The 25,953-nt window shown below is 60.9% G+C and carries 24 protein-coding genes; 10 read left to right on the top strand and 14 right to left on the bottom strand.

The genetic code is table 11. The features are described 5' to 3' along the window. Positions 1 to 75 precede the first annotated feature (75 nt). Positions 76 to 939, bottom strand: a complete 864-nt coding sequence (locus PseuLF5_RS06400) for a universal stress protein (protein WP_123467713.1) — start codon at positions 937 to 939, stop codon at positions 76 to 78. Between the two features lie 159 nt (positions 940 to 1,098). Between PseuLF5_RS06400 and PseuLF5_RS06395 the strand changes: the two genes are divergently transcribed. The 3 genes from PseuLF5_RS06395 to PseuLF5_RS06385 all read left to right on the top strand — a co-directional run bounded on the left by PseuLF5_RS06395 (position 1,099) and on the right by PseuLF5_RS06385 (position 3,929). After that, positions 1,099 to 1,707 carry a tRNA-(ms[2]io[6]A)-hydroxylase gene (locus tag PseuLF5_RS06395; RefSeq protein WP_025111469.1) on the top strand — a complete coding sequence of 203 codons (609 nt, stop codon included), beginning with the start codon at positions 1,099 to 1,101 and terminating at the stop codon, positions 1,705 to 1,707. 227 nt (positions 1,708 to 1,934) lie between these two features. Continuing rightward, complete coding sequence (locus PseuLF5_RS06390; protein ID WP_128615313.1) at positions 1,935 to 2,642, top strand: response regulator; 708 nt, start codon at positions 1,935 to 1,937, stop codon at positions 2,640 to 2,642. Then, positions 2,643 to 3,929 (top strand): ATP-binding protein, encoded by a 1,287-nt coding sequence (locus PseuLF5_RS06385; protein ID WP_340133198.1) that lies wholly within the window; start codon positions 2,643 to 2,645, stop codon positions 3,927 to 3,929. 184 nt (positions 3,930 to 4,113) lie between these two features. On the opposite strand, the gene PseuLF5_RS06380 is transcribed toward PseuLF5_RS06385, so the two are convergent. Beyond that, positions 4,114 to 4,602 (bottom strand): GFA family protein, encoded by a 489-nt coding sequence (locus PseuLF5_RS06380; protein ID WP_267795430.1) that lies wholly within the window; start codon positions 4,600 to 4,602, stop codon positions 4,114 to 4,116. A gap of 138 nt (positions 4,603 to 4,740) precedes the next feature. On the opposite strand from PseuLF5_RS06380, the gene glsB reads away from it, so the two are divergent. Then, positions 4,741 to 5,649, top strand: coding sequence for a glutaminase B (glsB, locus tag PseuLF5_RS06375; RefSeq protein ID WP_186747698.1), 909 nt, complete (start codon positions 4,741 to 4,743; stop codon positions 5,647 to 5,649). Positions 5,650 to 5,863: 214 nt separating this feature from the next. Then, the gene (locus tag PseuLF5_RS06370; RefSeq protein WP_340133197.1) at positions 5,864 to 7,366 is read left to right on the top strand and encodes an aldehyde dehydrogenase family protein; all 1,503 of its coding nucleotides are present in this window, start codon (positions 5,864 to 5,866) and stop codon (positions 7,364 to 7,366) included. A 45-nt stretch (positions 7,367 to 7,411) separates the two neighbouring features. On the opposite strand, the gene PseuLF5_RS06365 is transcribed toward PseuLF5_RS06370, so the two are convergent. The 3 genes from PseuLF5_RS06365 to cynS all read right to left on the bottom strand — a co-directional run bounded on the left by PseuLF5_RS06365 (position 7,412) and on the right by cynS (position 8,868). Next, positions 7,412 to 8,071 carry a carbonic anhydrase gene (locus PseuLF5_RS06365; protein WP_340133196.1) on the bottom strand — a complete coding sequence of 220 codons (660 nt, stop codon included), beginning with the start codon at positions 8,069 to 8,071 and terminating at the stop codon, positions 7,412 to 7,414. Positions 8,072 to 8,083: 12 nt separating this feature from the next. Beyond that, positions 8,084 to 8,320, bottom strand: a complete 237-nt coding sequence (locus PseuLF5_RS06360) for a DUF2790 domain-containing protein (RefSeq protein ID WP_123467727.1) — start codon at positions 8,318 to 8,320, stop codon at positions 8,084 to 8,086. Between the two features lie 80 nt (positions 8,321 to 8,400). Next, complete coding sequence (cynS, locus tag PseuLF5_RS06355; protein ID WP_123467729.1) at positions 8,401 to 8,868, bottom strand: cyanase; 468 nt, start codon at positions 8,866 to 8,868, stop codon at positions 8,401 to 8,403. Positions 8,869 to 8,990: 122 nt separating this feature from the next. Here cynS and cynR point away from each other — a divergent pair, with 122 nt between their 5' ends. Beyond that, complete coding sequence (cynR, locus tag PseuLF5_RS06350; RefSeq protein ID WP_340133195.1) at positions 8,991 to 9,878, top strand: transcriptional regulator CynR; 888 nt, start codon at positions 8,991 to 8,993, stop codon at positions 9,876 to 9,878. Between the two features lie 540 nt (positions 9,879 to 10,418). Here cynR and PseuLF5_RS06345 read toward each other — a convergent pair. From PseuLF5_RS06345 to PseuLF5_RS06335, 3 genes are all read right to left on the bottom strand, one after another. Beyond that, positions 10,419 to 10,748 (bottom strand): hypothetical protein, encoded by a 330-nt coding sequence (locus PseuLF5_RS06345; protein ID WP_123467733.1) that lies wholly within the window; start codon positions 10,746 to 10,748, stop codon positions 10,419 to 10,421. A 510-nt stretch (positions 10,749 to 11,258) separates the two neighbouring features. Beyond that, on the bottom strand, positions 11,259 to 11,762 hold the full coding sequence (locus PseuLF5_RS06340; RefSeq protein ID WP_340133194.1) for a GNAT family N-acetyltransferase: 504 nt from the start codon (positions 11,760 to 11,762) through the stop codon (positions 11,259 to 11,261). A 202-nt stretch (positions 11,763 to 11,964) separates the two neighbouring features. Continuing rightward, entirely contained in the window at positions 11,965 to 13,893 is a 1,929-nt protein-coding gene (locus PseuLF5_RS06335) for a DNA topoisomerase III (protein WP_340133193.1), read from the bottom strand. A 279-nt stretch (positions 13,894 to 14,172) separates the two neighbouring features. Between PseuLF5_RS06335 and PseuLF5_RS06330 the strand changes: the two genes are divergently transcribed. Together PseuLF5_RS06330 and PseuLF5_RS06325 are read left to right on the top strand one after the other, a co-directional pair. Further along, positions 14,173 to 15,579, top strand: a complete 1,407-nt coding sequence (locus tag PseuLF5_RS06330; protein WP_340133192.1) for a serralysin family metalloprotease — start codon at positions 14,173 to 14,175, stop codon at positions 15,577 to 15,579. A gap of 305 nt (positions 15,580 to 15,884) precedes the next feature. Then, positions 15,885 to 16,253, top strand: a complete 369-nt coding sequence (locus PseuLF5_RS06325) for a DUF427 domain-containing protein (protein WP_123467739.1) — start codon at positions 15,885 to 15,887, stop codon at positions 16,251 to 16,253. A gap of 55 nt (positions 16,254 to 16,308) precedes the next feature. On the opposite strand, the gene PseuLF5_RS06320 is transcribed toward PseuLF5_RS06325, so the two are convergent. Both PseuLF5_RS06320 and PseuLF5_RS06315 read right to left on the bottom strand, forming a co-directional pair. Beyond that, positions 16,309 to 17,931, bottom strand: coding sequence for an MFS transporter (locus PseuLF5_RS06320; protein ID WP_123467741.1), 1,623 nt, complete (start codon positions 17,929 to 17,931; stop codon positions 16,309 to 16,311). Between the two features lie 146 nt (positions 17,932 to 18,077). Next, on the bottom strand, positions 18,078 to 19,727 hold the full coding sequence (locus tag PseuLF5_RS06315; protein ID WP_340133191.1) for a GMC family oxidoreductase: 1,650 nt from the start codon (positions 19,725 to 19,727) through the stop codon (positions 18,078 to 18,080). A gap of 133 nt (positions 19,728 to 19,860) precedes the next feature. Here PseuLF5_RS06315 and PseuLF5_RS06310 point away from each other — a divergent pair, with 133 nt between their 5' ends. Next, positions 19,861 to 20,754, top strand: coding sequence for a LysR family transcriptional regulator (locus PseuLF5_RS06310; protein WP_340133190.1), 894 nt, complete (start codon positions 19,861 to 19,863; stop codon positions 20,752 to 20,754). A gap of 97 nt (positions 20,755 to 20,851) precedes the next feature. Here the strand turns inward: PseuLF5_RS06310 and PseuLF5_RS06305 are convergent, their stop codons facing one another. Next, entirely contained in the window at positions 20,852 to 21,784 is a 933-nt protein-coding gene (locus PseuLF5_RS06305) for a universal stress protein (protein ID WP_128615599.1), read from the bottom strand. Between the two features lie 255 nt (positions 21,785 to 22,039). Between PseuLF5_RS06305 and PseuLF5_RS06300 the strand changes: the two genes are divergently transcribed. Next, positions 22,040 to 23,113, top strand: coding sequence for an NAD(P)-dependent alcohol dehydrogenase (locus PseuLF5_RS06300; protein WP_186747716.1), 1,074 nt, complete (start codon positions 22,040 to 22,042; stop codon positions 23,111 to 23,113). A gap of 47 nt (positions 23,114 to 23,160) precedes the next feature. Here PseuLF5_RS06300 and PseuLF5_RS06295 read toward each other — a convergent pair whose 3' ends face one another. The 3 genes from PseuLF5_RS06295 to PseuLF5_RS06285 all read right to left on the bottom strand — a co-directional run bounded on the left by PseuLF5_RS06295 (position 23,161) and on the right by PseuLF5_RS06285 (position 25,950). Next, positions 23,161 to 23,724, bottom strand: a complete 564-nt coding sequence (locus PseuLF5_RS06295; protein WP_123467749.1) for a GNAT family N-acetyltransferase — start codon at positions 23,722 to 23,724, stop codon at positions 23,161 to 23,163. Between the two features lie 148 nt (positions 23,725 to 23,872). Then, complete coding sequence (locus PseuLF5_RS06290; RefSeq protein WP_322374304.1) at positions 23,873 to 25,291, bottom strand: ATP-binding protein; 1,419 nt, start codon at positions 25,289 to 25,291, stop codon at positions 23,873 to 23,875. Then, on the bottom strand, positions 25,288 to 25,950 hold the full coding sequence (locus PseuLF5_RS06285; protein ID WP_123467753.1) for a response regulator: 663 nt from the start codon (positions 25,948 to 25,950) through the stop codon (positions 25,288 to 25,290). The genes PseuLF5_RS06290 and PseuLF5_RS06285 overlap by 4 nt, the downstream gene beginning before the upstream one ends. Positions 25,951 to 25,953: the final 3 nt, after the last annotated feature.

Raw genomic sequence — 25,953 nt, 5'->3', positions numbered from 1 at the left:
TGATTTTGTGAACGACATCAATTCAATGTGGGAGCGAGCTTGCTCGCGAAGGGGCCGGTTCAGGCACCGCAATCCTTAGTGCTTCACCGTCAGCTCCACCAGATGATCCTCAACCTCCTGCGGCTTGAGCACCAGCACATCGCTTTCCAGGGCATCCAGCACCACTTCGGCGGTATTGCCGATCAGCGCCCCTGAAAGCCCGGTGCGCGCCACGGTGCCGATGACCGTCACCGCTGCCTTCAGCTTGTGCGCCATGAACGGGATCAACACGTCCGCCGGACCTTCTTCGATGTGCAGATGCGCATCATCGACATCGAACTCCGCCTGAAACGCCCGGCATTGCTCGCGATAGCGCGCCTCGATGGTTTCACTCAACTGCATGGTCGTATCGGCCGCCGACAGCATCGGCGATGGGTGGGCGCTGATCACATGCAAATACCCCTTGGCCAGGCTGGCAATGTCGTAGCCGTGATCAATGATGGTGGTGTGCAGATGCCGGTGCTCGCCATCGGCATTGCCGACATCGACGGCCGCGAGGATCACCCGGTCTTTCCAGGAGGTGGAAGTTTTCACCAGCAACACCGGGGTCGGGCAGTGGCGCAACAGTTTCCAGTCCGCCGGGGTCAGCAGGGCTTTTTTCAGCGAGCTGTCGGGGAAATGCTGCTTGATCACCAGACCGCAGCCTTCGGCCTGCTGCACGTCGATGATGGTTTCGTGCAGGCTCTCGTTCCATGCCTGTTCGGTGGTGACGCTGTAGCCGTCCGCCAACAGAGCAGCCTTGAGCACGCTGAGCATGCCGGCGTGGTCGTGCTTCTTGTCGCACACCAGCAGGTGCAGATGAGCCTGGGTCACGCCAGCGATCAACTTGGCGCGCTTGAGCGCCAGGCTTTCCGAATGTTCGGGTTCGATGACCACCAGAATGCTGCGAATGGCTTGCATGAGCGGAGTCTCCAGCAAAGAAAAGGCACGGCGTTGCACAACTATAGTTGCTGCCCGAACGTCCGTGACTTGATGCATATCAACACCCGCCACTGGTGGTCTGCGGACAGGCCGGTATAATCGGCGGCCTTCGCTCGAACACCTTTTACCGTGAGCCCCATGATCCTTCCCGAAATCCACGAATTCCTTGGCTGCCGCACGCCTGACGCCTGGGTTCAGGCCGCACTGGCCGATCAGGAAACCCTGCTGATCGACCACAAGAACTGCGAGTTCAAGGCTGCCAGCACCGCGCTGAGCCTGATTGCCAAGTACCATTCCCACGTCGACCTGATCAACATGATGTCGCGCCTGGCCCGGGAAGAACTGGTGCACCACGAACAAGTCATGCGCATCATGAAACGCCGCAAGATCGAACTGCGTCAGCTGCATGCCGGGCGTTACGCTTCGGGCCTGCGCAAAGTGGTGCGCAGCCACGAACCGGTGAAACTGGTCGACACACTGGTGGTCGGGGCCTTTATCGAAGCACGCAGTTGCGAGCGGTTCGAAGCACTGGTGCCACATTTGGACGAAGAACTCGGCAAGTTCTACTTTGGCCTGCTGAAAAGCGAGGCGCGGCACTTTCAGGGTTACCTGAAACTGGCTTACCAGTATGGCGACGCGAAGGACATCGCCCAGGTGATCGAGAAGGTTCGCGCTGCCGAGCAGGAACTGATCGAGTCGCCCGATGAAGAATTCCGTTTCCACAGTGGCGTACCGGCCGCGGCCTAAGATCAAAAGATCGCAGCCTGCGGCAGCGCTGACAGGGCATCGCATGTCAACGTCAGGAGCTGCCGAAGGCTGCGATCCTTGCTCTTGATTGTAAAAAACTCTTAAGAGTATGAAACATCACCGAAAACCGGCCCCCATGGCCGGTTTTTGCTGCCTGAAACAAACGTCCTGCCCGCGATTGCCGCCATAATGTCGCCCACTTCACACAAGGGTGGCAGACGGGCGTTATGGATAACCTGGGTTTTGGCAAAGTCCTGCTGGTGGAAGACGATGAGCGTCTGGCCACGCTGATCGCACACTTCCTCGAACAACACGGTTACGAGGTGCGCGCGGTGCATCGCGGCGACCTGGCGGTGGCGGCCTTTCTCGAATTCAAACCGAAGGTGGTGGTGCTCGACCTGATGCTGCCGGGGCAGAGCGGTCTGCACGTGTGCCGCGAGATCCGCAGCGTGTCGGACACGCCGATCGTCATCCTGACGGCCAAGGAGGATGACCTCGACCATATTCTCGGTCTCGAATCCGGCGCCGACGATTACGTGATCAAACCGATCAAGCCACCGGTGTTGCTGGCCCGCCTGCGCGCATTGCAACGGCGACAAGTGCCGGACAGCAACGTGGTCAGCTTCATGGAGTTCGGCCAGTTGAGCATCGACCGCAGTTGCCGCGAAGTGCGTCTGGCCGCCGAGGTCATCGAAATGACCACGATGGAGTTCGAGCTGCTGTGGTTGCTGGCCAGTGCGGCGGGCAAGATCCTTTCGCGCGATGACATTCTCAACCGTATGCGCGGCATCGCCTTCGATGGCCTGAACCGCAGCGTCGACGTGTACATCAGCAAGTTGCGCAACAAACTCAAGGACAACCCCCGCGAGCCGGTGTGTATCAAGACCGTGTGGGGCAAGGGCTATCTGTTCAATCCGTTTGCGTGGGAGCTGTAGATGCTGCGGTTATTTCTCGGGCTGTTTCTGGTGATGACAATAGGTCTGGTGCTGGCCCTGCAAACGGTCGAGCGCACTTTTGATGCCTTGCTCGATTATCAGATGCAGGACTACAACCGTGAGGCCGTGCGCGGCCAGGCCTGGACTTTGGGCCAGCAGCTGCGCGACCTCGACAGACCGGCCCGGGAACAACAGCTGGAAACGATCCGACCGCATTACGGTTTGGGGCTGACGCTGGTCGACGCCTCTGAACTGGCCCTGAGCAACGAGGAAAAAGCCGAGCTGGCCAAAGGGCTGCTGGTGATCCGCGACAAGTACAACCAGTACATTTCTGCGATTGACGAGGGGCCGCAGTTGCTCAGCATCCGCTTGCCGGCCGAGCCGAGCCTGATGCCGTTCTACATCGCCAGTGCCTACCTGATGATTGCCGTGTTGATCGGCATCGTCCTGTTTTTCTGGGTGCGCCCGCACTGGCGCGATCTGGAAAAACTGCGCCTGGCCGCCGAGCGTTTCGGCGATAACGATCTGTCGGTGCGCATCCAGTTGTCGAAGCGTTCGAACATCCGTGATCTGGCCGAACACTTCAACCTGATGGCCGCGCGCATCGAAGGGCTGATCGCCAATCAGCGCGAACTGACCAACGCCGTTTCCCATGAGCTGCGCACGCCCATCGCGCGGCTGTCATTTGAACTCGATCAACTCAAGCAGCAACCGGACGCCAGCCAGAACCGCGAGCTGATTGCCGACATGTACGCCGACCTGGGCGAACTGGAAGAAATGGTCTCCGAATTGCTGACCTACGCCAGTCTCGAGCGTGGTGCCACGGTGATCAAGCGCGAGAACATCCAGGCGGCCAACTGGCTCGATAGTGTGGTCGGCAGTGTGGCGCTGGAGGCGGAAGCGGCGGGCGTGCAATTGCTGATCGCGGATTGCCGGCTCGACACGGTGCGTATCGAACCTCGCTTCATGGCGCGGGCGGTGATCAATCTGCTGCGCAACGCGATTCGCTATGCCGAGCAACGGGTGGAGGTGTCGCTGGTGCGCCATGGCGACTACTACGAAGTGCGGGTCAACGACGACGGGCCGGGCGTGCCGGTGGACGGCCGGGAGAAGATCTTTGAACCGTTTTCGCGGCTGGACGCGAGCCGGGATCGCCGTACCGGCGGTTTCGGTCTGGGGCTGGCGTTGGTGCGGCGGGTTTCGCAGTCCCATGGCGGGCAGGTTGAGGTCGGGGATTCCGTCTGGGGCGGGGCGTCGTTTCGCATGACCTGGGCGCATCTGGATTGAATGCGTTGCCCTGTGCCGCCCCTTCGCGAGCAAGCTCGCTCCCACATTGGATTTGTGAACGCCGGAGATCATTGTGGGAGCGAGCTTGCTCGCGAAGGGGTCAGTCCAATCGGCATTTTTGCTACTGACCCACCGCCATCGCGAGCAGGCTCACTCCTACAGGGGGGAGTCTGGAGTTACGCGGTCAGCGGGTCAAACCGAGGCGTTCATGCCATTGGGCGATGGATTCTTCGGGGTAGACGTCGAACTGTTTGTCTTTCGCTTTAACGTCGATTTCCACCCACGGTGCTTTCGAGCCGAGCATCAGATGCGTATGTTCCGGGGGCACCGGCAACGGGGTGTCGATGGCCGAGGCAAACGGGTGGATCAGTTCCGGCCATTCCGGGCTGAACAGCCACAAGCCGCTGCCGCACAGTGAACAGAAATGTCGTTCGGCGCTGCTGCGATGGGCGCGCTGGTCGCCTTCGTCTTTCATCTTCGCGTGGTAAATGCTGATGTGTTTGCGCCCGCGCACCTTGAGGCTGGTCGCGTCGCCGCCAAGGTTGATCGCATAACCGCCACCGCCCTGAGTCTTGCGACAGATCGAGCAGTAGCAGCGTTGATAAGGGTAGGGATGGGCGCTGGTGAGACTGAACGTGACCTCGCCACAATGGCAGGAGCCTTCGAGTTGCATGGTTGCTCTCCCGTTTTTGAATGTGCGGTTGAGCCTAGAACATTCAGTGCGATGGCGGTCGGTGTGATTCGACGGGCGGGCGCAGCGTCTAGCCCCAGTGTCCCCGCAATCCCATGGGGCGAGACTTCGGAACCCGGCATGCAAGCGCTGTTGAACGAGATCCTTGACGCTGTCCGGCCCCTGATCGGGCAGGGCAAGGTGGCTGACTATATTCCTGCCCTCGGCACCGTGCCGGCCAATCAACTGGGCATTGCCGTGTATGGCAACGACGGCGAGATGTATTACGCCGGCGACGCCGAGACGCCGTTCTCGGTGCAGAGTATTTCCAAGGTGTTCAGCCTGGTGCAGGCGATCGAGCATTCCGGCGAGGCGATCTGGGAGCGGCTGGGTCACGAACCGTCCGGCCAGCCGTTCAATTCCCTGGTGCAACTGGAGTTCGAACGCGGTCGCCCGCGCAATCCGTTCATCAACGCCGGCGCGCTGGTGATATGCGACATCAATCAGTCGCGCTTCGCTGCGCCGACCCTGTCGATGCGCGATTTTGTCCGGCGCCTGTCGGGCAATCCGCAAATCATGATCGACGGCAAAGTCGCCGATTCCGAATACCAGCACCGTGCGCGCAACGCGGCGATGGCGTATTTGATGCAATCGTTCGGCAACTTCCACAACGACGTCGAAGCGGTGCTGCGCAGCTACTTCAGCCATTGCGCGCTGCGCATGAGCTGCATTGATCTGGCCCGGGCGTTCTGCTTCCTGGCCAACGACGGGTTCTGCAAGCACAGTGGCGAACAGATCCTCAGTCGGCGCCAGACCCAGCAGGTCAACTCGATCATGGCCACCAGCGGTTTGTACGACGAAGCCGGCAACTTCGCCTATCGCGTCGGTTTGCCGGGCAAGAGCGGGGTGGGCGGCGGGATCGTCGCGGTGGTGCCGGGGCAGTTCACGGTGTGCGTGTGGTCACCGGAGTTGAATGCAGCCGGCAACTCGCTGGCAGGGATGGCGGCACTGGAGATGCTCAGCTCAAGAATTGGCTGGTCGGTGTTCTGATCCGATCACACAAACACCACAAAACCTGTGGGAGCTGCTTGTCAGCGATGAGGCCGGGAGATCCAGAATCAATGTCGCCTGAACCACCGCCATCGCGGCGATGCGGCGCCCCGACAAGCCAGCTCCCTCAGGTTTCTTTAGTGTGTGAAGAGATGTATTTCATCGAATAATCCGCTACATTTTCCGGCCGCTCTCTGCATGGTGAATCCGCTTCATGTCTCTCGCGCTCGAACGTCTGATCGCTGGCACCCCGATTCCTTTCGCTGGTAACCGCGTCACCGTGGTCAGCCCCGAACTGGCGGAGCGCTTTCGACCCGGCGATCACCTGCTGGTGGAGCAGGTGAGTGGCGAGCTGTTACTGATTCCCGTGGCTGACCAACAAGCCGCCGCGGTGGCGATCGAGCGAGCGGCTGCGGCGTTTACCGCGCTGTCGGCGGTGTCCGACGAAGCGATCAGTCAGTTTTTCGACCTGTTCGCGCAGCGTCTGGAAACCCCGCAATGCTGGGCGCAGATCGAATCCGCCAACCGTGCCGACATCGAACGGGCCAGGGCGCGCGGACGTTCCACCACACGCTTGCTGGCCGATGAGCGCATGCGTCGCGACATGATCGCTGGCCTGCGTGCCTGGCGCGATGCCGCACCTACCCGGGGCAAAGTCATCAGCAGCGTCGAGCATGAGGGCTGGAAAGTCGAACAAGTGGTGTCGCCGTTGGGCATTGTGGCCTTTGTCTTCGAAGGTCGCCCGAACGTGTTCGCCGACGCGGCCGGTGTCTTGCGCACCGGCAACACCGCAGTGTTGCGCATTGGCAGCGATGCCTTGGGCACCGCGCAGGCGATCGTCAGCCATGCCCTGAATCCGGCATTGGCCGAGGCCGGGTTGCCGGTGGGCGCGGTGTCACTGGTCGAGAGCGTGAATCACGCGGCCGGCTGGGCGATGTTTGCCGACCGCCGCTTGTCGCTCGCGGTAGCGCGTGGCTCGGGGCGTGCGGTCAGTCAGTTGGGCAGCATCGCCCAGCAGGCCGGCACCGCCGTCAGCCTGCACGGTACCGGTGGCGCGTGGCTGGTGGCCGACCGTGAAGCTGACGCCGGGCGTTTTGCGGCGGTGGTGCGCAACTCGCTGGATCGCAAAGTGTGTAACACCCTGAACGTGTGCCTGATTCAACGTGAACGTGCCGCTGAACTGGTGCCGCTGTTCCTCGATGCACTGAAGCAGGCGGGCACCGCGCGCGGGCAGGACTGCAAATTACACATCGTCGAAGGCAGCGAAGCTTGCTTGCCAGGCGAATGGCAGAACGCGACGGTCGAGGTCTATCGCGCCGAAGGTTTGCAGACCGAAGCACTGGCCGAACCGCTGGCGGAAGCCGAGTTGGGCCGCGAGTGGGAGTGGGAAGAAACCCCGGAAGTCAGCTTGATGATCGTCGACGATCTGGATCAGGCGATTGATCTGTTCAACCGCTACAGTCCGCAGTTCACCGTGTCGCTGATCAGTGAGAATGCGCTGGCTCAAGAGCGGTTTTACAACGCGGTCAACGCGCCTTTCGTAGGCAACGGCATTACCCGTTGGGTGGATGGGCAGTACGCGTTGAACAAGCCGGAGCTGGGCCTTTCGAACTGGGAGAGCGGCCGGTTGTTTGCCCGCAGTGCGATTTTGTCTGGCGATGGTGTGTTCACCGTGCGTAGCCGCATGAGCCAGACCGACCTGGATGTGAAGCGCTAAAAACACTTGTGGCGAGGGATCTCCCTCGCCACAGGGGTGTTTTTTTCAGGCAGCGTGGGTGGTTTGAGCGTGCACCGCGCAAGTTGCTGGTTGCTCGGCCAGCGGCACGAAGGTGCGACGATCCGAGGACAGCGCATCAATCGAGCCTGTCTCGATGTCGTACACCCAGCCATGCAGATTCAACAGGCCTTTCTCTTGGGCCAGGCGCACGCTCGGGTGGGTCTGGATATTCGCCAGTTGCGCGATCACGTTCTCGCGCACCATCGAGCTCAACTTCGCCGCGTCGTTGGCATGGGGCCGTGCTTCGTTGACCACTTTGGCCGACGCGGCATGCTGCAGCCAGCCGCTCACAGCGGGCAGGTGATCCATGCATTTGCACTGGGCAATCGCGGTCATTGCACCGCAGTCCGAATGTCCGCAGATCACAATGTCCGTCACACCCAGTACCGCCACCGCATACTCCACCGTCGCCGACACCCCGCCCGGATGCGGACTGTAGGACGGTACGATATTGCCGGCATTGCGGATCACGAACAGCTCGCCAGGTTCTTGTTGGGTCAGCAGCTCCGGCACGACACGACTGTCGGAACAAGTGATGAACAATGTGCCCGGCTGTTGCGTGGTCGCCAGGTGTTTGAACAGTTCGGTACGTTGCGGGAACGCTTCGTTCTGAAATTTCAGGAAACCATCAATCAGGTTTTTCATGGTGTTGTCCTCTTAGTTTGAGCAACCGCTGCCGAATTCGCTGTATTGAAGAATGTGTTTGCCGCCGTTGCTGTCCAGATACGTCATCTCTACCGGCACCACACCACAAACGTCGGCAACCGGGGTAATGCTCAGCACCTGGGCGATGTCCAGTGGCATGCCGTAGCGGTAGGCGACAACCTCGTCAGCGGCAAATGCCTGGGCGGACAGGCCGCCGATCAGGGCCAGGGTCAACAGAATTTTTTGCATGGGGCAACCTCCAGACGCAGGTGGTGACAGTGAGTCATTCGGGGGAGTCGGCCCGCACGCAGGGTGCGGGCCGGGCTGGATCAGAACGGACGCAGGGGCAGGAACTTGCCGTCGAGGGTGACCACGGCGCGGGAGCCGCCTTCCGGGTCTTCGACTTTCTTGATGTCGAGTTTGAAGTTGATCGCGCTGATGATGCCGTCGCCGAACTGTTCGTGAACCAGGGCTTTGAGCGTGGTGCCGTAGATCTGGATCATTTCGTGGAAGCGGTAGATGGTCGGGTCGGTCGGCACGCCACTGAGGCTGCCACGCAGCGGGATGATTTGCAGGGCGGCGACGGCATCAGCGTCCAGTTCGAGTTTGTCGCCGACCACTTGGGCGGCGTTTTCCGGCAGCGGATGCTGACCGAGCAGAGCGGCGGTGACGAAGGCCAGGCTCAGGCCGGTGCCGTCGGCGAGATCCTGCCACGACAGGTTCTTGCGTGCCTTGATGTCCAGAATGCGGGTGGTCAGGGCCAGGCTGGTGTCGTTGTAGGCATGGGACTGTTGCATGGTGTCACTCCTTTCAGGGGTTGGCTTGCTGTGTGGGATTCATCTTCTGCCGATTGACCCATAGCGTCCAAGACCGATATACAATGCTTTGCATAAGTCCTGCCTATAGATGGTGTGCCCCCATGCTGCTGCGTCATTTGCGTTATCTGCTGGCCGTTGCCGATCACGGCGGCTTCACTCGCGCGGCGGAGGCGCTGCACGTGTCGCAGCCAACCCTGTCGCAACAGATTCGCCAACTGGAGGAAAGCCTCGGGGTGGAATTGTTCGATCGCACCTCACGCACGGTGAAACCGACGGATGCCGGCATGGCGTATCTGGAATCTGCACGGCGGGTGCTGGTGGAGCTGGAGGCGGGCAAGCGTGCGTTGCATGACGTGAAGGACCTGTCCCGTGGCACTTTGCGCCTGGCGATGACGCCGACGTTCATGGCGTATCTGGTCGGGCCCTTGGTGCGTGACTATGCGGTGCGGTATCCGGGGATTCACCTGCAGATCTTTGAGTTGTCGATGGACGACATCGAGTCGGGCCTGGCGGATGACTCGCTGGACATCGCCATTGCCTTCACCCCGGTGCGCCACCCGGATATCGAATGCATTCCGGCGTTTGCCGAAACCCTGGGGATCATGGTCGGGCGCGAGCATCCGCTGTACGAAAGCACTTCGGTGCTGACCCCGGAGGACATCGCCCAACTGGATTTCGCGTTACTGGCGTCAGACTTCATCACCCGGCTATCGGTTGATGAATATTTCCGTCAGCACGCAATTACGCCGCAGGTGCGGATTGAGGTGAATTCGGTGAGTACGTTGCTGGAGGTGGTGCGTCATTCGCCGATGGCGACGATGTTGCCGCAGGCGATCGCGACGCAGGATCGGGCGTTGCGCCGGTTGCGCGTAGAGAGCGAGGCGCCGCAGCGTGGGGCGGCGTTGTTGCGGCGGCGCAATAATTATCACAGTGCGGCGTCGGTGGCGTTTATGGAATTGGTGTTGGGCATGGGAAGCCCCTCACCCTAACCCTCTCCCGGAGGGAGAGGGGACTGACCGAGGTGTTTGTGCGATCTACGCCGACCTGAGAAACCTGAGTCGAACTCAGGTTCTGAAAGCACCATAAATCGGCTCCCTCTCCCTAGGGAGAGAGGACTGACTGAGGTGTTTGTGCGGTCTACGCCGACCTGAGAAACCTGAGTCGAACTCAGGTTCTGAAAGCACCATAAATCAGTTCCCTCTCCCTAGGGAGAGGGGACTGACTGAGGTGTTTGTGCGATTTACGCCGACCTGAGAAACCTGAGTCGAACTCAGGTTCTGAAAGCACCATATATCGGCTCCCTCTCCTTAGGGAGAGGGGACTGACCGAGGTGTTTGTGCGATTTACGCCGACCTGAAAGTTTTGAGCCGAACTAAAATTTTCAGCGCAGCACAAATCAGCTCCCTCTCCCTCGGGAGAGGGCTGGGGTGAGGGGCTACAATTCCAGTCACGCCATATCAATGCAAGCGAACAAAAAAAAGGCCTGCTTCCTTTAAGGAAGCAGGCCTTTCAATTATCTAATTACTAACTCAGCAGAACCGGTCAATCACCCGAACTTCGTTGTTGTTCTGCATCGAGTCCCACGCCTGTTTCAGCGTTTGCAGAACATTACCGATGAAGTCCTTGTCGGCCGCAGCTTTCTTGCCGACATAACCGTGGCCACGGCGGTACATCTTCAGGCGGGCCAGCAGGTTCTGGTTGTTCTGGTCGAACTCTTCTTCACCAGCATGGGGCGACAGGCAGTCGATATGCACCTGGCCCGTCTTGCTGATCCACAGAATATGGCTGTCGTGGCTGTCTTTTTGCGCAGCGAACATACGAGCCAGTTCTTCAATAGTCGGTTGATTGTTCAGATTCATGATGTTGCCCCTTGACCAGTTTGGTGATCTTTCAAAGTTGATTCGCTAATACAGGTAGCCCATCGGTTAGTTGATCCCTGGCACCGAAACCAGGACGTCAGCGCTCGCCCGTGACAAGTACGGGGTCGTGCATCTGTTGCATGTAGTCGTGTTGAATAACTGCTACGCAATAGCGTCACAACGAGGAGAAGCAGCGAAAACCGGGAGGCTCCTTGACGACCTTTACAGTGTCGACCACAAGCGTCTTGAGAATTTTCGCCAGCGCTTCTCGTCCTTGTACTGGACGTTCAGGCCAGGTCAGCTTCTTCAATCTGCCTTGTGGGCAGCGTGTATCCGGAAAAAACAACTCGGCGGTCAGACGAGTTTGCTCAAGCGTGTTGCCAGTGCTCCCGATCGGGGAACGTCTTCATCATGCAAAAGCAAAACGATGCCGTCAACGGTTTTGTAGTGATTATTTTTTCTCACTACATATTGTCAGACAAAGCTGTTTTGGAATGAGAAAGGATCCGTTCAGGCAACGGAAAAAGGCGCGTACAGCCCGTAGAAGGTGCACGGGTAACCGTCCACTTCGCGCGGTTGGCAGGTGAATTCGCCGCCACTCAACTCGGGGATCAGTCGGGCCCAGAAGCGCTGTGCCGGCAGGTTGGCGTCGATATGGAAAATTTGCCACTGACCGGGGATACGGCTCAATAGGGCAGAGACGACAAATTGCGCGACGCCTTGGCCACGAAAGCGCCGGGCGATGAAGAAGTAGCCGATGTTGAATTCGGCACCGGCGATGTGGGTGTCGTTGTCCACGGTGACGAAACCAGCGAGTTCGCCGTCGACGCGGATCAGAAAGGGCTGGGTGGCGGGATTGCGCCAGTAGTCGTCTTTCGGGTGAATGCTGAACAAACCGTGCCTGGCCAGTTTCAGCGGCAGCCATTCGCTGAAGTCGTGCATGTAGAACTGCATCAGGTTTTCCAGGGTGTCCCATTCGTCGCGGTGGGCGGGGTGCAGTGCGATGGTGGGCATAGTGGCTGAACTCCCGGCAGTGATGAGCCAGTATTGTGGCCCCAACACTTTGTAGTAAGCCCAGGTATTGCGAATGCACATACCTTGTGGCGAGGGGATTTATCCCCGTTGGACTGCGCAGCAGTCCCCCTGATGGTTGTAACAAAAGAGGAGCCGCTTCGCGACCTGGCAGGGATAAATCCCCTCGGCACAGAGGCTGTGGTCATTGAGTTTTGCGCTTGGTACCCGTGGTTTTACTGCGTGTCGACTTGCGCTTTTTCTTCCACGGCGCGGCAGCCTTGCCTGACGGCGGCGGGCCGCTGATGGTCAGGCTCAGGCCGGAACAGCGGGTGACCTGTTTGCTCATCCATGCCGCTTGTTTGGTGACGAACTCTTCCAGACTCATTTCGCCGCTCTGCACCATGTCCAGCGCCTGTTCCCAGATCGCGGTAGTGCCGGGGTCGGCGATGGCGCGGGGCACGGCATCGATCAGGCTGAACGCCGCCGGTGTCGCGGCCAGTGCCTTGCCGTTCTTCACCAGATAGCCGCGATCCAGCAAGCCCTGAATAATTGACGCCCGGGTCGCTTCGGTGCCGATGCCGGTGGTGTCCTTGAGTTTCTGTTTGAGCAGCGGATCCTCCACCAGTCTGGCGACGTTCTTCATGGCCTTGATCAGATCGCCTTCGGTGTAGGGCTTGGGCGGTTGCGTCCACAGATCCTTGAGCCTGACGTCAGCCACCGCGCAGTCGATGCCCTCGCGCAATACCGGCAAGGTCTGCGGTGCGGGCGCCTCACGACCCTTGGCCGGTGCGAGTGCTTCGGGCAAGGCACGTTTCCAGCCCGGTTCGATGATCTGCTTGCCGACTGCGCGCAACGCTTCACCGGCGCAATCGAAGTCGGCCTGGGTGCGATCGTATTCATGATTGGGCAGAAACTGCGCCAGATAGCGCGCGCGAATCAGTGTGTAGACCGCGCGGTGCTTGCCGCTCAGGCGTTCGAGGTTCTTCGCTGCAGCCGTGGGGATGATGCCATGGTGCGCGCTGACCTTGGCGTCGTTCCATGCCCGGGATTTGCGCTGGGGCTGCAGAAAGCCGTTGAGCACCTCAAGGCTCGGGTCGGCCTGACGCAATGCCGCCAGAATCTGCGGCGCCTCGCTGTGCTGGCTCAGGGGTAGATAGCCGCAGTCGCTGCGCGGGTAGGTGACGACCTTGTAGGTTTCGTAGAGGGCCTGGGCGATGTCGAGGGTTTCCTGTGCGCCGAGGCCGAGTTTCTTCGAGCAGACTTCTTGCAGGGTGCCGAGGTCGAAGGGCAGGGGCGCCACTTCGCGCATGCGCTCCGTGCGCAGCTTCACCACCCGGGCGCTGGCAGCACTACTCATAGCGGCTGCCGCTGTTTGAGCCAGCGCCTGATTCAGGCAGCGATCCTGATCGTCACAGGCGTCGCCCGGCGCCCGCCATTGCGCGGTGAATACTGTGCCGTTGTGCAGCAGTTGCACATCGACGGCCCAGTACGGCACCGGGACGAAATCGGCAATGCTGCGGTCGCGATCGACCACCAAGCGCAGGGTCGGTGTCTGCACCCGGCCCACCGGCAGCACACCTTGATAACCGGATTGACGGCCCAGCAGCGTGAACAGCCGGCTCATGTTCATCCCGATCAACCAGTCTGCCCGCGAGCGACCCAGCGCCGAGTGATAGAGGCTGAACGTCTCTGCCCCCGGCTTCAGTGCGGCCAGCGCCTTGCGGATGGATGCCTCGTCCAGCGCCGACAGCCACAAGCGCCGAATCGGCCCGCGATAGCGACAGTGCTCGACCAGTTCCCGGGCAATCATCTCGCCCTCGCGGTCGGCGTCGGTGGCGATGATCAGTTCGCTGGCCTCGCCAAGCAGGCGCTTGACTGCCTTGTACTGGCTGGCAGTGCGCGGTTTGACGGTCATTTTCCATTTGTCCGGAATGATCGGCAGATCCGCCAGCACCCAGCGCTTGTAGCGGGCATCGTAGGCATCCGGCGGCGCGGTTTCGAGCAAGTGGCCAATGCACCAGGTCACTGTGACATCCGTTCCCAGCCAGCAACCGTCGCCCCGGCGCCGGGCACCGAGCACGGCCGCAATGTCTTTGGCCTGGGAAGGTTTTTCACAGAGGTACAGCCGCATAACCACCATCGTCGATCAAGGTCGGAACAGGTGCACAGAATGGCCGGACTTCGCCTCAGGGGCAACGTTTATCTGTATGGATATACAGATAAAAACGATTGCAGCACGTGACGGGTAATCCGGGGACGTCACTCCGGCTATCGAGAAATTGATTAGCCTCGTGTTGTCCGCCATGTCAGGTTCAGTGCGTTTTTATGACAAGCACGTGACAGGACGATCCCGACACGGGATCGCCGTGGTCTGTCGGACACTGACTACTCAGAAACAAGGAAGTCCATCATGGCTCAAGCCACCTCCAGCACCAGCAGCGCCTACGACGACGTTAATACGTTCAGCCACCTGTACGACCGTGGCGTCGGTCTGGTCAACGGTAAACCATCGTTCACCGCCGACCAGGCCGCTGACGAAATTCTGCGCAAAGGCCTGTCGTGGAGCGACAAGAACGCTGACGGCAAAATCGACCTGAGCTACAGCTTCCTCACGGAAAAACCGGCGAACTACAATCCGCAACTGGGCAACTTCAGCGAATTCAGCGCCCAGCAGAAGACGCAGGCCGTGCTGGCCATGCAATCCTGGGCCGATGTCGCCAGGGTCACGTTCACCGAGGGCAAGGGCGGCGACGGGCACATGACGTTCGGCAACTACGACGTCAGCACCGGTGGCGCGGCGTTTGCCTACCTGCCAAGCGGTGGCAGCTATGACGGCCAGTCGTGGTACCTGATCAACAATCAATATCAGGTCAACAAGACCCCGGACACCAACAACTACGGGCGCCAGACCCTGACCCACGAGATCGGCCACACCCTCGGTCTGTCGCACCCGGGCGCCTACAACGCCGGCAACGGCAACCCGACCTACAACGATGCCAAATACGCTGAAGATACCCGTGGCTACAGCCTGATGAGCTACTGGAGCGAAGCCAACACCGACCAGAACTTCAGCAAGGACGGCAGCGGCGCGTACGCCTCGGCGCCGTTGCTGGACGATATCGTTGCTGTGCAAAAACTCTATGGCGCCAACTACGCGACCCGTGCCGAAGACACTACGTACGGTTTCAACTCCAACGCCGAGCGCGATTTCTACAGCGCCACTTCGGCATCCTCGAAAGTGGTGTTTTCGGTGTGGGATGGCGGCGGCAACGACACGCTGGACTTCTCAGGCTTCAGCCAGAACCAGAAAATCAACCTCAATGAGGGTTCGTTCTCCGACGTCGGCGGGTTGGTCGGTAACGTGTCCATCGCTTACGGCGTGACCGTGGAAAATGCTTTGGGTGGTTCAGGCAATGATCTGCTGATCGGCAATGCGGCGGCCAACGATCTGGTCGGCGGTGCCGGTAATGACATCCTTTACGGTGGTGGCGGTGGCGATACCTTGTGGGGTGGTGCAGGCGCAGACACCTTTGTGTTTGGTGCGGCCAGCGATTCGACCATGACCGCGCCGGACTGGATCATGGATTTCACTAGCGGTCTGGACAAGATCGACTTGTCGGGGATCGCCGGTTTCGCCACGGGCGCAGCCTCGCTGAACTTCGTCAGCGGCTTCACCGGACATGCCGGCGACGCGATCCTGACCTACTTCGCGCAGACCAATCAGACCAGTCTGATGGTTGATCTGACGGGGCAGGGCTCGGTGGACTTTGCCGTCGGCGTGGTGGGGCAGGCGGTGGCGACTGATATTCTGGCGTGATGCCTGAAGATCGGCCCTCACCCTAACCCTCTCCCAGGGGGAGAGGGGACTGATTGGGGGATATTGGCGAAATTCACCGACTTGAACGATTGGTTTTGAATCCATAATCGACTCGATTTTTCAGGTCGATGGATTTCGTCAGACAACTCGGTCTGTCCCCTCTTCCTCAGGGCGGTCCGACGTTTCGGGAGGGCCAGGGTGAGGGAGCTTTTGAAGTTGATGGGCCGTTCGGCTGTAAAACCACCCCAACCAGAACCGATGGGCTATACCTGAACCGGTCTCTTCGCCGTATTCAGGGGAACCTCATGAAAAGTTCCGGCCTCAGTCCCGTCATAAACCTCGAACAACTTGTCGGGTGCCTGGTGGTGAAATTCCACGGCATCCAGGTCGCTGCGTCCTCCCGCGTGCTGATCCTCAACGAAGCCAATTACCCACCGGTTTATTACGTCCCCCGCGAAGACATCGACGAACAGTATTTCGCCCGCACCGATCACACCAGTTATTGCCCGTACAAGGGCGATGCCAATTACTTCAGTCTGCAAGTGCCGGGGCATGAAGGGGCGAATGCGGTGTGGACTTATGAGAAACCGAAAATCTCGGTCGAGCAGATCAAAAACTACGTGGCGTTTTATCCGGATCAGGTGAAGTTCGAAGTGATCAAGGCTGATGCCTGAGCAAAAAAAACGGCGAGGGTAAAAGCCCTCGCCGATTGAGTTGTCTGGGTGAGTTTCAGTTCTTGTCGAGATCTATATTCTTCGTCTCACGCAGACAGAACATTCCCACCACCAAACTCACCCCGGTAATCAGCACCGGGTACCACAGCCCATAGAAAATATCCCCGGTGTACACCACCAGCGCAAACGACACGGTCGGCAGGAACCCGCCAAACCAGCCATTGCCGATGTGGTAGGGCAGGGACATCGAGGTATAGCGGATGCGCGTCGGGAACAGTTCGACCATCAGCGCCGCCAGCGGCCCGTAGCACATGGCCGAGATGATGATCAGCGCGACGATCAGCGCCACGATCATCGGTTTGTTGATCTGCTGCAGATCCGCCTGTTGCGGGTAACCAGCGAGTGTCACCGCGCCGCGCAGTGCGGCTTCGTCGTAGCCGTCGATCTTCATGTCGCCGATGCTCACCTGCACGCCACTGCCGGCCGGAGCGGCGGCGCTGGAGTAGGGCAGGCCCTGTTTGACCAGGAAGGTTTTGACCTTGTCGCACGGGCTGTCGAATTTCGCCTTGCCCACCGGATCGAACTGGAAGGTGCAGGTCGCCGGGTCCGCCAGCACGGTAATCGGTGCCTGACGGCTGGCCTGGTCGATCGCCGGGTTGGCGTAGTGGGCCAGGGATTTGAAGATCGGGAAGTACAGCACCGTGGCCAGCAGCAGGCCGAGCATCAGCACCGGTTTGCGCCCGACCTTGTCCGACAGCCAGCCAAAAATGATAAAGAACGGTGCACCGATCACCACACTGATAATCAGCAGGCTGTTGGCCACCGCCGGGTCCATCTTCAGGAACTGAGTGAGGAAAAACAGCACGTAGAACTGCGCCGCGTAGAAGGTCACCGCTTGCCCGGCGTTGATGCTGAACAGGGCGATCAGCACGACTTTGAGGTTTTCCCATTTGCCGAAGGATTCGCGGATCGGCGCTTTCGAGGTTTTGCCTTCCTCTTTCATTTTCAGATACGCCGGCGACTCGTGCAGGCTCAGGCGAATCCAGGTGGAAATACCCAGCAGCACAATCGACAGCAGGAACGGAATGCGCCAGCCCCAGACTTCGAACTGATCGCCGGTGAAGTAGCGGCAACCGAGCACCACCAGCAGCGACAGCAGCAGGCCAAGGGTCGCGGTGGACTGAATCCAGCTGGTGTGGAAACCGCGTTTGCCAATCGGCGCGTGCTCGGCCACGTAGGTGGCTGCGCCGCCATACTCACCGCCGAGCGCGAGGCCCTGCAGCATGCGCAGCACCACCAGAATGATCGGTGCGGCGATGCCGATGCTGGCGTAGGTCGGCAGCAGGCCGACGCAGAAGGTCGCGACGCCCATCAGGATGATGGTCGCAAGGAAGGTGTATTTGCGCCCGATCATGTCCCCCAGCCGCCCGAACACCAGCGCGCCGAAGGGCCGCACGATAAACCCGGCCGCGAAGGCCATCAGCGCGAAGATGAACGCCGTGGTGTCGTTGACCCCGGCGAAGAACTGCTTGCTGATCACCGCCGCGAGGGCGCCATAGAGGAAGAAGTCATACCATTCGAACACGGTCCCCAGGGACGAGGCGAAGATGACTTTCTGCGTGGCATTGCTGGTGCTGGCGCCGCTCGCGGCGTCCAGCGTCTGAGCGTGTTCTGACATATCGGTATCCCTCACAGTGATTGTTTTTGTTGTTCCACTGGTGTTGCGTGTCCGGGTGATGCGCGATGCCTTGAATCTGCTGCCAAAACCTGTGGGAGCGGGCTTGCCCGCGATTGCGCTGGGTCAGCCAACTTCAATGTTGAATGTCATACCGTCATCGCGGGCAAGCCCGCTCCCACAGGGGTTATGTGTACTGTAGGTTTCAGGATCAGTTGCGCCGCTTTTTCAGCAATCATCAGCGTCGGCGAACAGGTGTTGCCCGAGGTGATGCGCGGCATGATCGACGCGTCGGCAACACGCAGGCCCGGCACGCCGTGTACCCGCAGTTGTGCGTCGACGACCGAGTCCGCGTCCTGGCCCATGCGGCAGGTGCCGACCGGGTGGAAAATCGTCGTGCCGATCTTCGCCGCCGCTTGCTGCAATTCTTCTTCACTTTGCAGGCTGGCGCCCGGCAGGTACTCGACCGGCTTGAACCCTTGCAGGGCCGGTGCGCTGACGATACGTCGGGTCAGACGAATCGCATCCGCCGCCACGCGCAGGTCCTCGGGATGGCTGAGGTAGTTGGGCTGGATCAGCGGCGCCTGCGATGGGTCCGCCGAGCGAATCTCGATGCGCCCACGGCTCTGCGGCCGCAAATCACACACTGACGCAGTGAACGCCGGAAAACTGTGCAACGGCTCACCAAAGCGCTCCAGCGACAAGGGTTGCACGTGGTATTCGAGGTTGGCCGAGGCCTGCTCCGGCCCGGATCGGGCAAACGCCCCGAGCTGACTCGGCGCCATCGACAACGGCCCGCTGCGGTCATACAGATAGCGCAGGCCCATGCCCATCTTGCCCCACACGCTGCCGGCGATCTGGTTCAGGGTGCGGGCGTTCTGCAGTTTGTAGATCAGGCGCAGTTGCAGGTGATCCTGCAGATTGCCGCCGACGCCCGACAGCTCATGAATCACCCCGATCCCGAGGCGCTCCAGCAACGGACGCGGGCCAATCCCGGAGCGTTGCAGAATGCTCGGCGAACCCACCGAGCCGGCGCACAACACGATCTCCTTGCGGGCCTTGAACTGTTTGACCTGACCTGCATGCCGCGCACTGACGGTTGAGGCGCGACCGTCCTCCAGCAGCACCCGATCTACCTCCACCCCCGTCAGCACCGTCAGATTGGCCCGGTCGCGAACCGGCTTGAGGAAGGCCTTCGCCGCGTTCCAGCGCACCCCGGCCTTCTGGTTGACCTGAAAGTAGCCGCAACCCTCGTTGTCGCCCTGATTGAAGTCGTCGATGCTGGCGATGCCGCTCTGCTCGGCGGCGCTGCGAAACGCATCGAGAATCGGCCACGACAGGCGCTGTTGCTCCACGCGCCATTCGCCCTTGGCGCCGTGAAATTCGGCGGCGCCGGCAAAGTGGTTTTCGCTTTGTTTGAACAGCGGCAGCACATCGTTCCAGGCCCAGCCCGGATTGCCCTCGGCCGCCCAGCCGTCATAGTCGTTGGCTTGGCCGCGCATGTAGATCATGCCGTTGATGGAGGAACAGCCGCCCAGCACTTTGCCGCGCGGATAGCTCAAGCTGCGGCCCTGCAGGCCGGGTTCCGCCTCGGTCTTGAAGCACCAGTCGGTGCGCGGGTTACCGATGCAGAACAGGTAGCCGACCGGGATGTGAATCCACGCATAGTTGTCGCGTCCGCCGGCTTCGAGCAGTAACACGCGCTGCTGTTTATCCGCCGACAGTCGATTGGCCAGCAGGCACCCGGCAGGGCCGGCGCCGACCACGATGTAATCGTATTCCTCAAGGGAAGTCTGCATTCCCTGACCTCGCTTTTTGTTTTTATTGTCGGACACTCTAGTTGTTAGCTTTCGTCAAAAGAATGTTAGTTTTTGCGCAGCCGCTGTGCGTTTTCAAACAGCCTCACCTGACCATCGCTGACAAGGACCTGCCATGTTCGACTGGAACGACCTGCGTTTTTTTCTTGAACTGCAACGCAGCGGTCGCCTGCTCACCGCCGCCAGGCGCTTGAACACCACCCACGCCACCGTCGCCCGGCACATCGAGGCCATTGAAAAAAGCCTCGGCACCGCGCTGTTCGTGCAGCACGCCCAAGGCTATGAGATGACCCCGGCGGGGGAGGCGCTGCTCAAGCACGCCGAAGCCATGGAAAACGTCGCGCTGCTGGCCCAGGAAGAAATCACCCAATCCACCGCGCCACTGGGCAAGATCCGCGTCGGCGTCACCGAGGGCCTCGGGGTAAAGTTTCTCGCCAGTCGCATGATCGGCCTGTTCGAGCGCTATCCGGGGCTGGAAGTGGAGCTGGTCGCCGTGCCGCGTTTCGTCAGCATCCTCAACCGCGAGGCGGAGATCAGTATTCATCTGGAGCGCCCGGCAGCGGACATGCTGGTGACGCGCAAGCTCACCGACTACCGTTTGGCGCTGTATGCCAGCCAGGCCTATCTCGACACCGCGCCGCCGCTGCACAGCCGCGAAGACCTGGGGAAACACGCGTGGATCGGTTACGTCGATGATTTGCTGTTCAGCCAGGAACTGATGTTCCTCAACAGCTTCTGCCGCAGTCCGCGCGTGGTGTTTCACAGCACCAGTGTCATCGCCCAGCAGGAAGCGGCGCGTTCGGGACTGGGGATCGCCGTGCTGCCGTGCTACATGGCAGCAGCCGATCCCGGCCTGGTGCCGCTGCTGCCGGACGAGGGCATCGAGCGCAGTTACTGGATCAGCACACGGCGCGAGTTGCACAAATCGGTGCGGTTGCGGGTGGTCTGGGATTATGTGGTGGGCCTGTGCGAGGCGGAGCAGGGTTTGCTGCGCGGTCAGTCCGGATGACATCCCCTGTAGGCGCTGCGGTCTGTTGATCCCGATCTTTCAAGCAGGATCAAAAGATCGCAGCGTGCCGCAGCGCCTGCCTGAATGTGGGCAGGGCTTAACTGGTTTGCTCTATCAGTTGCGGCGACACCACCCAGACACTGCACGGCATTTTGTACAGCAACTGCTCCACCGTGCTGCCAATTAACCTGCCCAGGCCACGATGACCGATGCGACCCATGACGATCACGTCGATGTCATAGGCATCGGCATAGCTGCACAGCACCTTGGCCGGGTTGCCCATGACCATGTGCTGGCGTTCCGGCGGGATGCCGTTGCGCTCGGCCAGCTCACGGAATGCATCGCCTTGTGCATCGAACAGCGCTTTCGCGTTGCCCACCTTGAAAAACGCCGAGGGATTGCCAAAGCCGAACTCGTCGGCGCTGATCGAGGACAAGTCATAGGCATAGACCACATCCAGCTCGGCGTCGCAGAGGCTGGCCAGTTTGACGGCCTCGCGCAGGATGCGGTCGTTGAAATCGGCGTACTGATCGTCACGATGAAATGGATCGACCGCCGCCACGATCCGCCGCGGCCTGGCATGTTGCACATGGCTGACAAAGTGCAGTGGCACCCGGCACTCACGCAGCAAATGGATATCCAGCGGCGTGAACATCAGCCGCGACATGAACGAGGCGTGCTGCAGATCCTTGATCAGCAGGGCCATGGGTTGTTCCTTGAGGTGAATCTGGATCTCGCGCAACGGATTGTCGACCCACACCACTTCCGTCGTCACCGTGACACCAAGGTGGCGCATCGGCCGGGCCTGGTCTTCCAGCCATTGACGATGGCGTTCGACATAGCCCAGGCGCATCTGTTCGAGCGCCTGTTCATTGACCAGTCCGGCGGTTGCCAGGCCTTCCAGGTAATCGAACGCGACGATATGCAGCGCCGCGCCCGAGGCCTTGGCCAGCGCGCCCGCCCGGTCGAATGCGGGGCTGTTTTTCATCAGAGGTGAAGCCACCAGCATGAAACGTGCTTGCTCGGACATGACGAATCTCCTGAGGGGACGGCCGGGATGCGTGGGCGCAACGGCGACAGAGGCGTAGGGTCATGCTGCTCCGGGTAGCCGGGCGCAGCTTGATCTTTGTCAATGATGCGACAGCGCCACGCGCGCGCCCGACGGATGGCAGCGACCGGCGCAATTGCGCAATTGTTGATTGTTATCAACCTTGCACCGGTGAGTACGGCGCAGCCTGTGAAAGGTGCTGAACTCACTGAACCGACCTGCGCAGGAGCCTCGCTCATGGCCATGATGAAAGCGGCGATATTCGTCGAAAAGAATCGCATCGTACTGGATGACAAGCCGATCCCCGACGTCGGTCCGCTGGACGCACTGGTGCGGATCACCACCACCACGATCTGCGGCACCGACGTACACATCCTGCGCGGCGAGTATCCGGTGGCCAAAGGCTTGACCATCGGTCACGAGCCGGTGGGGGTGATCGAAAAGCTCGGCTCACAGGTTCGCGGGTTTACCGAAGGCCAGCGAGTGATCGCCGGCGCCATCACCCCCAGTGGCCAAAGCTACGCCTGCCTGTGTGGCTGCGGCTCCCAGGACGGCCCGGACACCCGCCACGGCTTTCGCGCCACCGGCGGCTGGAAATTCGGCAACATCATCGACGGCTGTCAGGCCGAGTACGTGTTAGTCCCTGATGCATTGGCCAACCTGTGCCCGATCCCCGACGGATTGAGCGACGAGCAAGTGCTGATGTGCCCGGACATCATGTCCACCGGGTTTTCCGGTGCCGAGCGTGGCGAGGTCAGTATCGGCGACACGGTGGCGGTTTTCGCACTGGGTCCGATCGGGCTCTGCGCGGTGGCCGGGGCGCGACTCAAGGGCGCGAGCGTCATTATCGGCGTCGATACGGTGGCCGAGCGCATGACTGTCGCTCGTCAGTTGGGCGCGACCCATGTGGTCAATTTCAAGGACGGCGACGTGGTCAAGCAGATCATGGCGTTGACTGACGGGCGTGGCGTCGATGTGTCCATCGAAGCCTTGGGTACCCAGGGCACATTCGAATCAGCGCTGCGGGTGTTACGTCCGGGCGGTCGGTTGTCGAGCCTGGGGGTCTACGCTTCGGATTTGCGCATTCCCTATGATGCTTTTGCGGCGGGACTGGGCGACTACAGCATCGTCAGTACCCTGTGCCCCGGCGGCAAGGAACGCATGCGGCGATTGATGGCGGTGGTGCAAAGCGGCGGCGTCGATCTGTCGCCCCTGGTGACCCACCATTTCAAACTCGACGATATCGAGGCCGCGTATGAGTTGTTCGGTCATCAGCGCGATGGCGTGATGAAAGTGGCGATCACACCCTGACCGGTGCTGCGCCCCGCAACGTTGAAGACGGCGGGGCGCAGGGTTCGCTACAGGCTCAGGCGATGAATGACCTGACGGGTGTCATCAGGGTCGCCGTGGGTTTCGAAGCCCAGGGATTTGGCCAGGTCGCGCATGGCCGTGTTGCTGGCCGAGTCCACCGAGTACATACGCTTGAAACCGTTGCGGCGGGCGGCCTTGATCAGGTGTTCCATCAGCAGCGTGGCCAGGCCCAGTTGGGTCCATTCATCGGCGACCGTCACCGCGCATTCACAATCCTCTTCGCCCGTGGCGGCGTAGCGGCTGATGCCGATTTCGATCAACTCGCCGTTTTCGTGCACCAGCGCGATGAAGGCCGCGCGTTGCTTGTAGTCGATGTCCATCAACTGATCGAGCAGTGCCGTGCCCGGTTCGCTGATTTGCGCGAGAAAGCGCATGTGCCGGGATTCGGGCGACAAGCGCTTGATGAACGCGTACTCGCGTTCGCGGTCCTTGGCGGCCAAAGCGCGGATCAAGACGTGTCGGCCATCCTTGAGCGATTCGATCCAGTATTCACCGTTGTGCGCGGCGTAAGCCGCCGCTGCGCGGTCGTTGTGGTCTTTGACAGTGAGCATGAGGTGAGCCTCCATCGGCTGAACGAGCAACGCGCGGGGGAGTGCGCTGAGGTCTGTTCTACGCCGATGGCAACGCCGCGATCTGATCTGGATCAGATCGGCACGCGGCCACTGATCTGACGCGATGATGGCGCTCCTCGCGCCGCTATCATGCTTGGCCCGGCGGCTCACCGGTGCTGAGTGGCGAAGCGGGGGGCGATGACCTCTCGGGGATCGACAACGTCGCGCGCAGGCCACCCTCGGCCCGATTGGCCAAGGTGATTCGTCCGCCCAGGCGTGTAGCGATGGTGTTGACAATGGTCAGCCCCAGACCTGCCCCTTGCGCATTGCCTCGGCTGTAGAAGCGTTCGAACAACCGCGCCCGGTCCGCTTCATCAATGCCCGGTCCCTGATCCTCGACGCTCAGATGGTAGAAACCTTCGGCCTGACTCAGCTTGACAGTGATCACCCCGTGTTCCGGAGAGAAGTTGGCGGCATTGGTGATCAGGTTGTTCAGGGCAATGTCGATCGCGGCGGCACTGGCCATGACGTTGAACGGTTGCGCGCTGTCGTCGAAAGCCAGCTCCAGCTGTTTGCTCAACAGCCACGGTGTCAGTTGCACGAGGCTGTTGCGCACGGTTTCGCTGAGGTCGATGCGTTGCAGGGGCGGCGGGTCGGGTCTGGGCTCCAGGCGCGCCATGGTCAGCAACTGGTTGACCAGACGGCTGGTGCGGTCGACGCCGGCCATCAGGAACTCCAGAGAGTCGCGGCGTTCCTGTTCGGTGCCGGCCTCCAGGAGGTTTTGCGCATGCACCCGCAGCACCGCCAGCGGCGTGCGCATTTCGTGGGCGGCGTCGGCGATGAAGCGGCGTTCGCGGCCGAGCACCTCCTGAATCTGCGCGAGCATGCGGTTGAGCGCTGCTTGCATCGGTTCCAGTTCGCTGGGCAGCGGGGTCAGTTGCAGCGGCTCCAGTGAACCGCTGTGCCGGGCGCGCAGGGTGGCGGCCATGTTCGCCAGTGGCTTGAGGCCCCAGCCGATGGCCAGCCAGACCATGCCGGCGAGGATCAGGCTGCCAATCACGTTGGGCCACAGGGTGTGGCGGACGATGCGGTCGACCAGATCGGTGCGCACGTCATTTCGCTCACCGACCCAGATGCGCAGGCCGTTCTGTTTGTCTTCAAGCAGGAACGCGCGCCACTGGCGATTTTTCAAATCCACCACATCGCTGAAACCGGGCTGGGTCGGCGGTACAGTGAAGGAGGGCGCGCTGGTGGTGTGCACCAGCACCTCACCTTTGGGGTTCCACACCTGAAAGGCGATCTTGCCTTCGTAAGGGTGACCGTCGACTCGCGGTGCCGCTTCACTCAAGGCCTGATTGAACGCCTGATACAACTGCGAGTGATCGTTACCGGCCAACGGCATGCGCATCACCCCCTGCAACAGGCGTGCGTTCTGCGCCAGTTGCGCGTCGTAGACCTCGGCGATTTCGTGGTTGCTGTCGTGCAGGTTGAAGGTGCTGAGCACCGCCAGCCCGGCCAGCAACAGGCCAATGATCAGGGTCAGCGTGCGGCGGCGGATCGAGGTCATCGGCGCTCCTCCACCAGATAACCCACACCACGGATGGTGCGGATCAGGTCGGTGGAGAATTTCTTGCGCAGGTGATGGATGTGCACTTCGAGGGTGTTGCTTTCCGCTTCTTCGTTCCAGCCATACAGCAGCTGGATCAGTTGATCGCGGGTCATCACCCGGCCCGGCGGTGACAGCAGTTCGTGCAGCAACTGATATTCCTTGGGTGTCAGGGCCACGGGCTGGCCCTGATAACTGACCTGCTGGGTGCCGGGGTTGAGGCTGATGCCGGCGTGTTCGATCAGCGCCTGGGCGCGCCCGGCGCTGCGGCGCAACAAGGCGCGCAGGCGCGCCTTGAGTTCGGCGAGGTCGAACGGCTTGATCAGATAATCATCGGCCCCGGCGTCGAGCCCGGCGATGCGGTCTTCGGTGGCATCGCGGGCCGTGAGAATCAGCACCGGCAGGTTCGAACCGCTGTCACGCAGACGGCGCAGGACTTCGAGGCCGTCCATGCGCGGCAGACCGAGATCCAGCACGGCGACATCGAAGGTTTCGCTGAGCAGCGCATGCAAGGCACTGCTGCCGTCCTTGAGCCAGTCGACGGTGTAGCCCTCGCGCCCCAGCGCCTGATGAATGCCTTCACCCAGCGCCACGTCATCCTCGATCAGTAATAAACGCACACG

The sequence above is a fragment of the Pseudomonas sp. LF-5 genome, assembly GCF_037626295.1.
Taxonomy (GTDB): Bacteria; Pseudomonadota; Gammaproteobacteria; order Pseudomonadales; family Pseudomonadaceae; genus Aquipseudomonas; species Aquipseudomonas monsensis.
The sequence above is the reverse complement of the archived record's forward strand: the minus strand, read 5'-3'. Positions and strand labels throughout refer to the sequence as shown.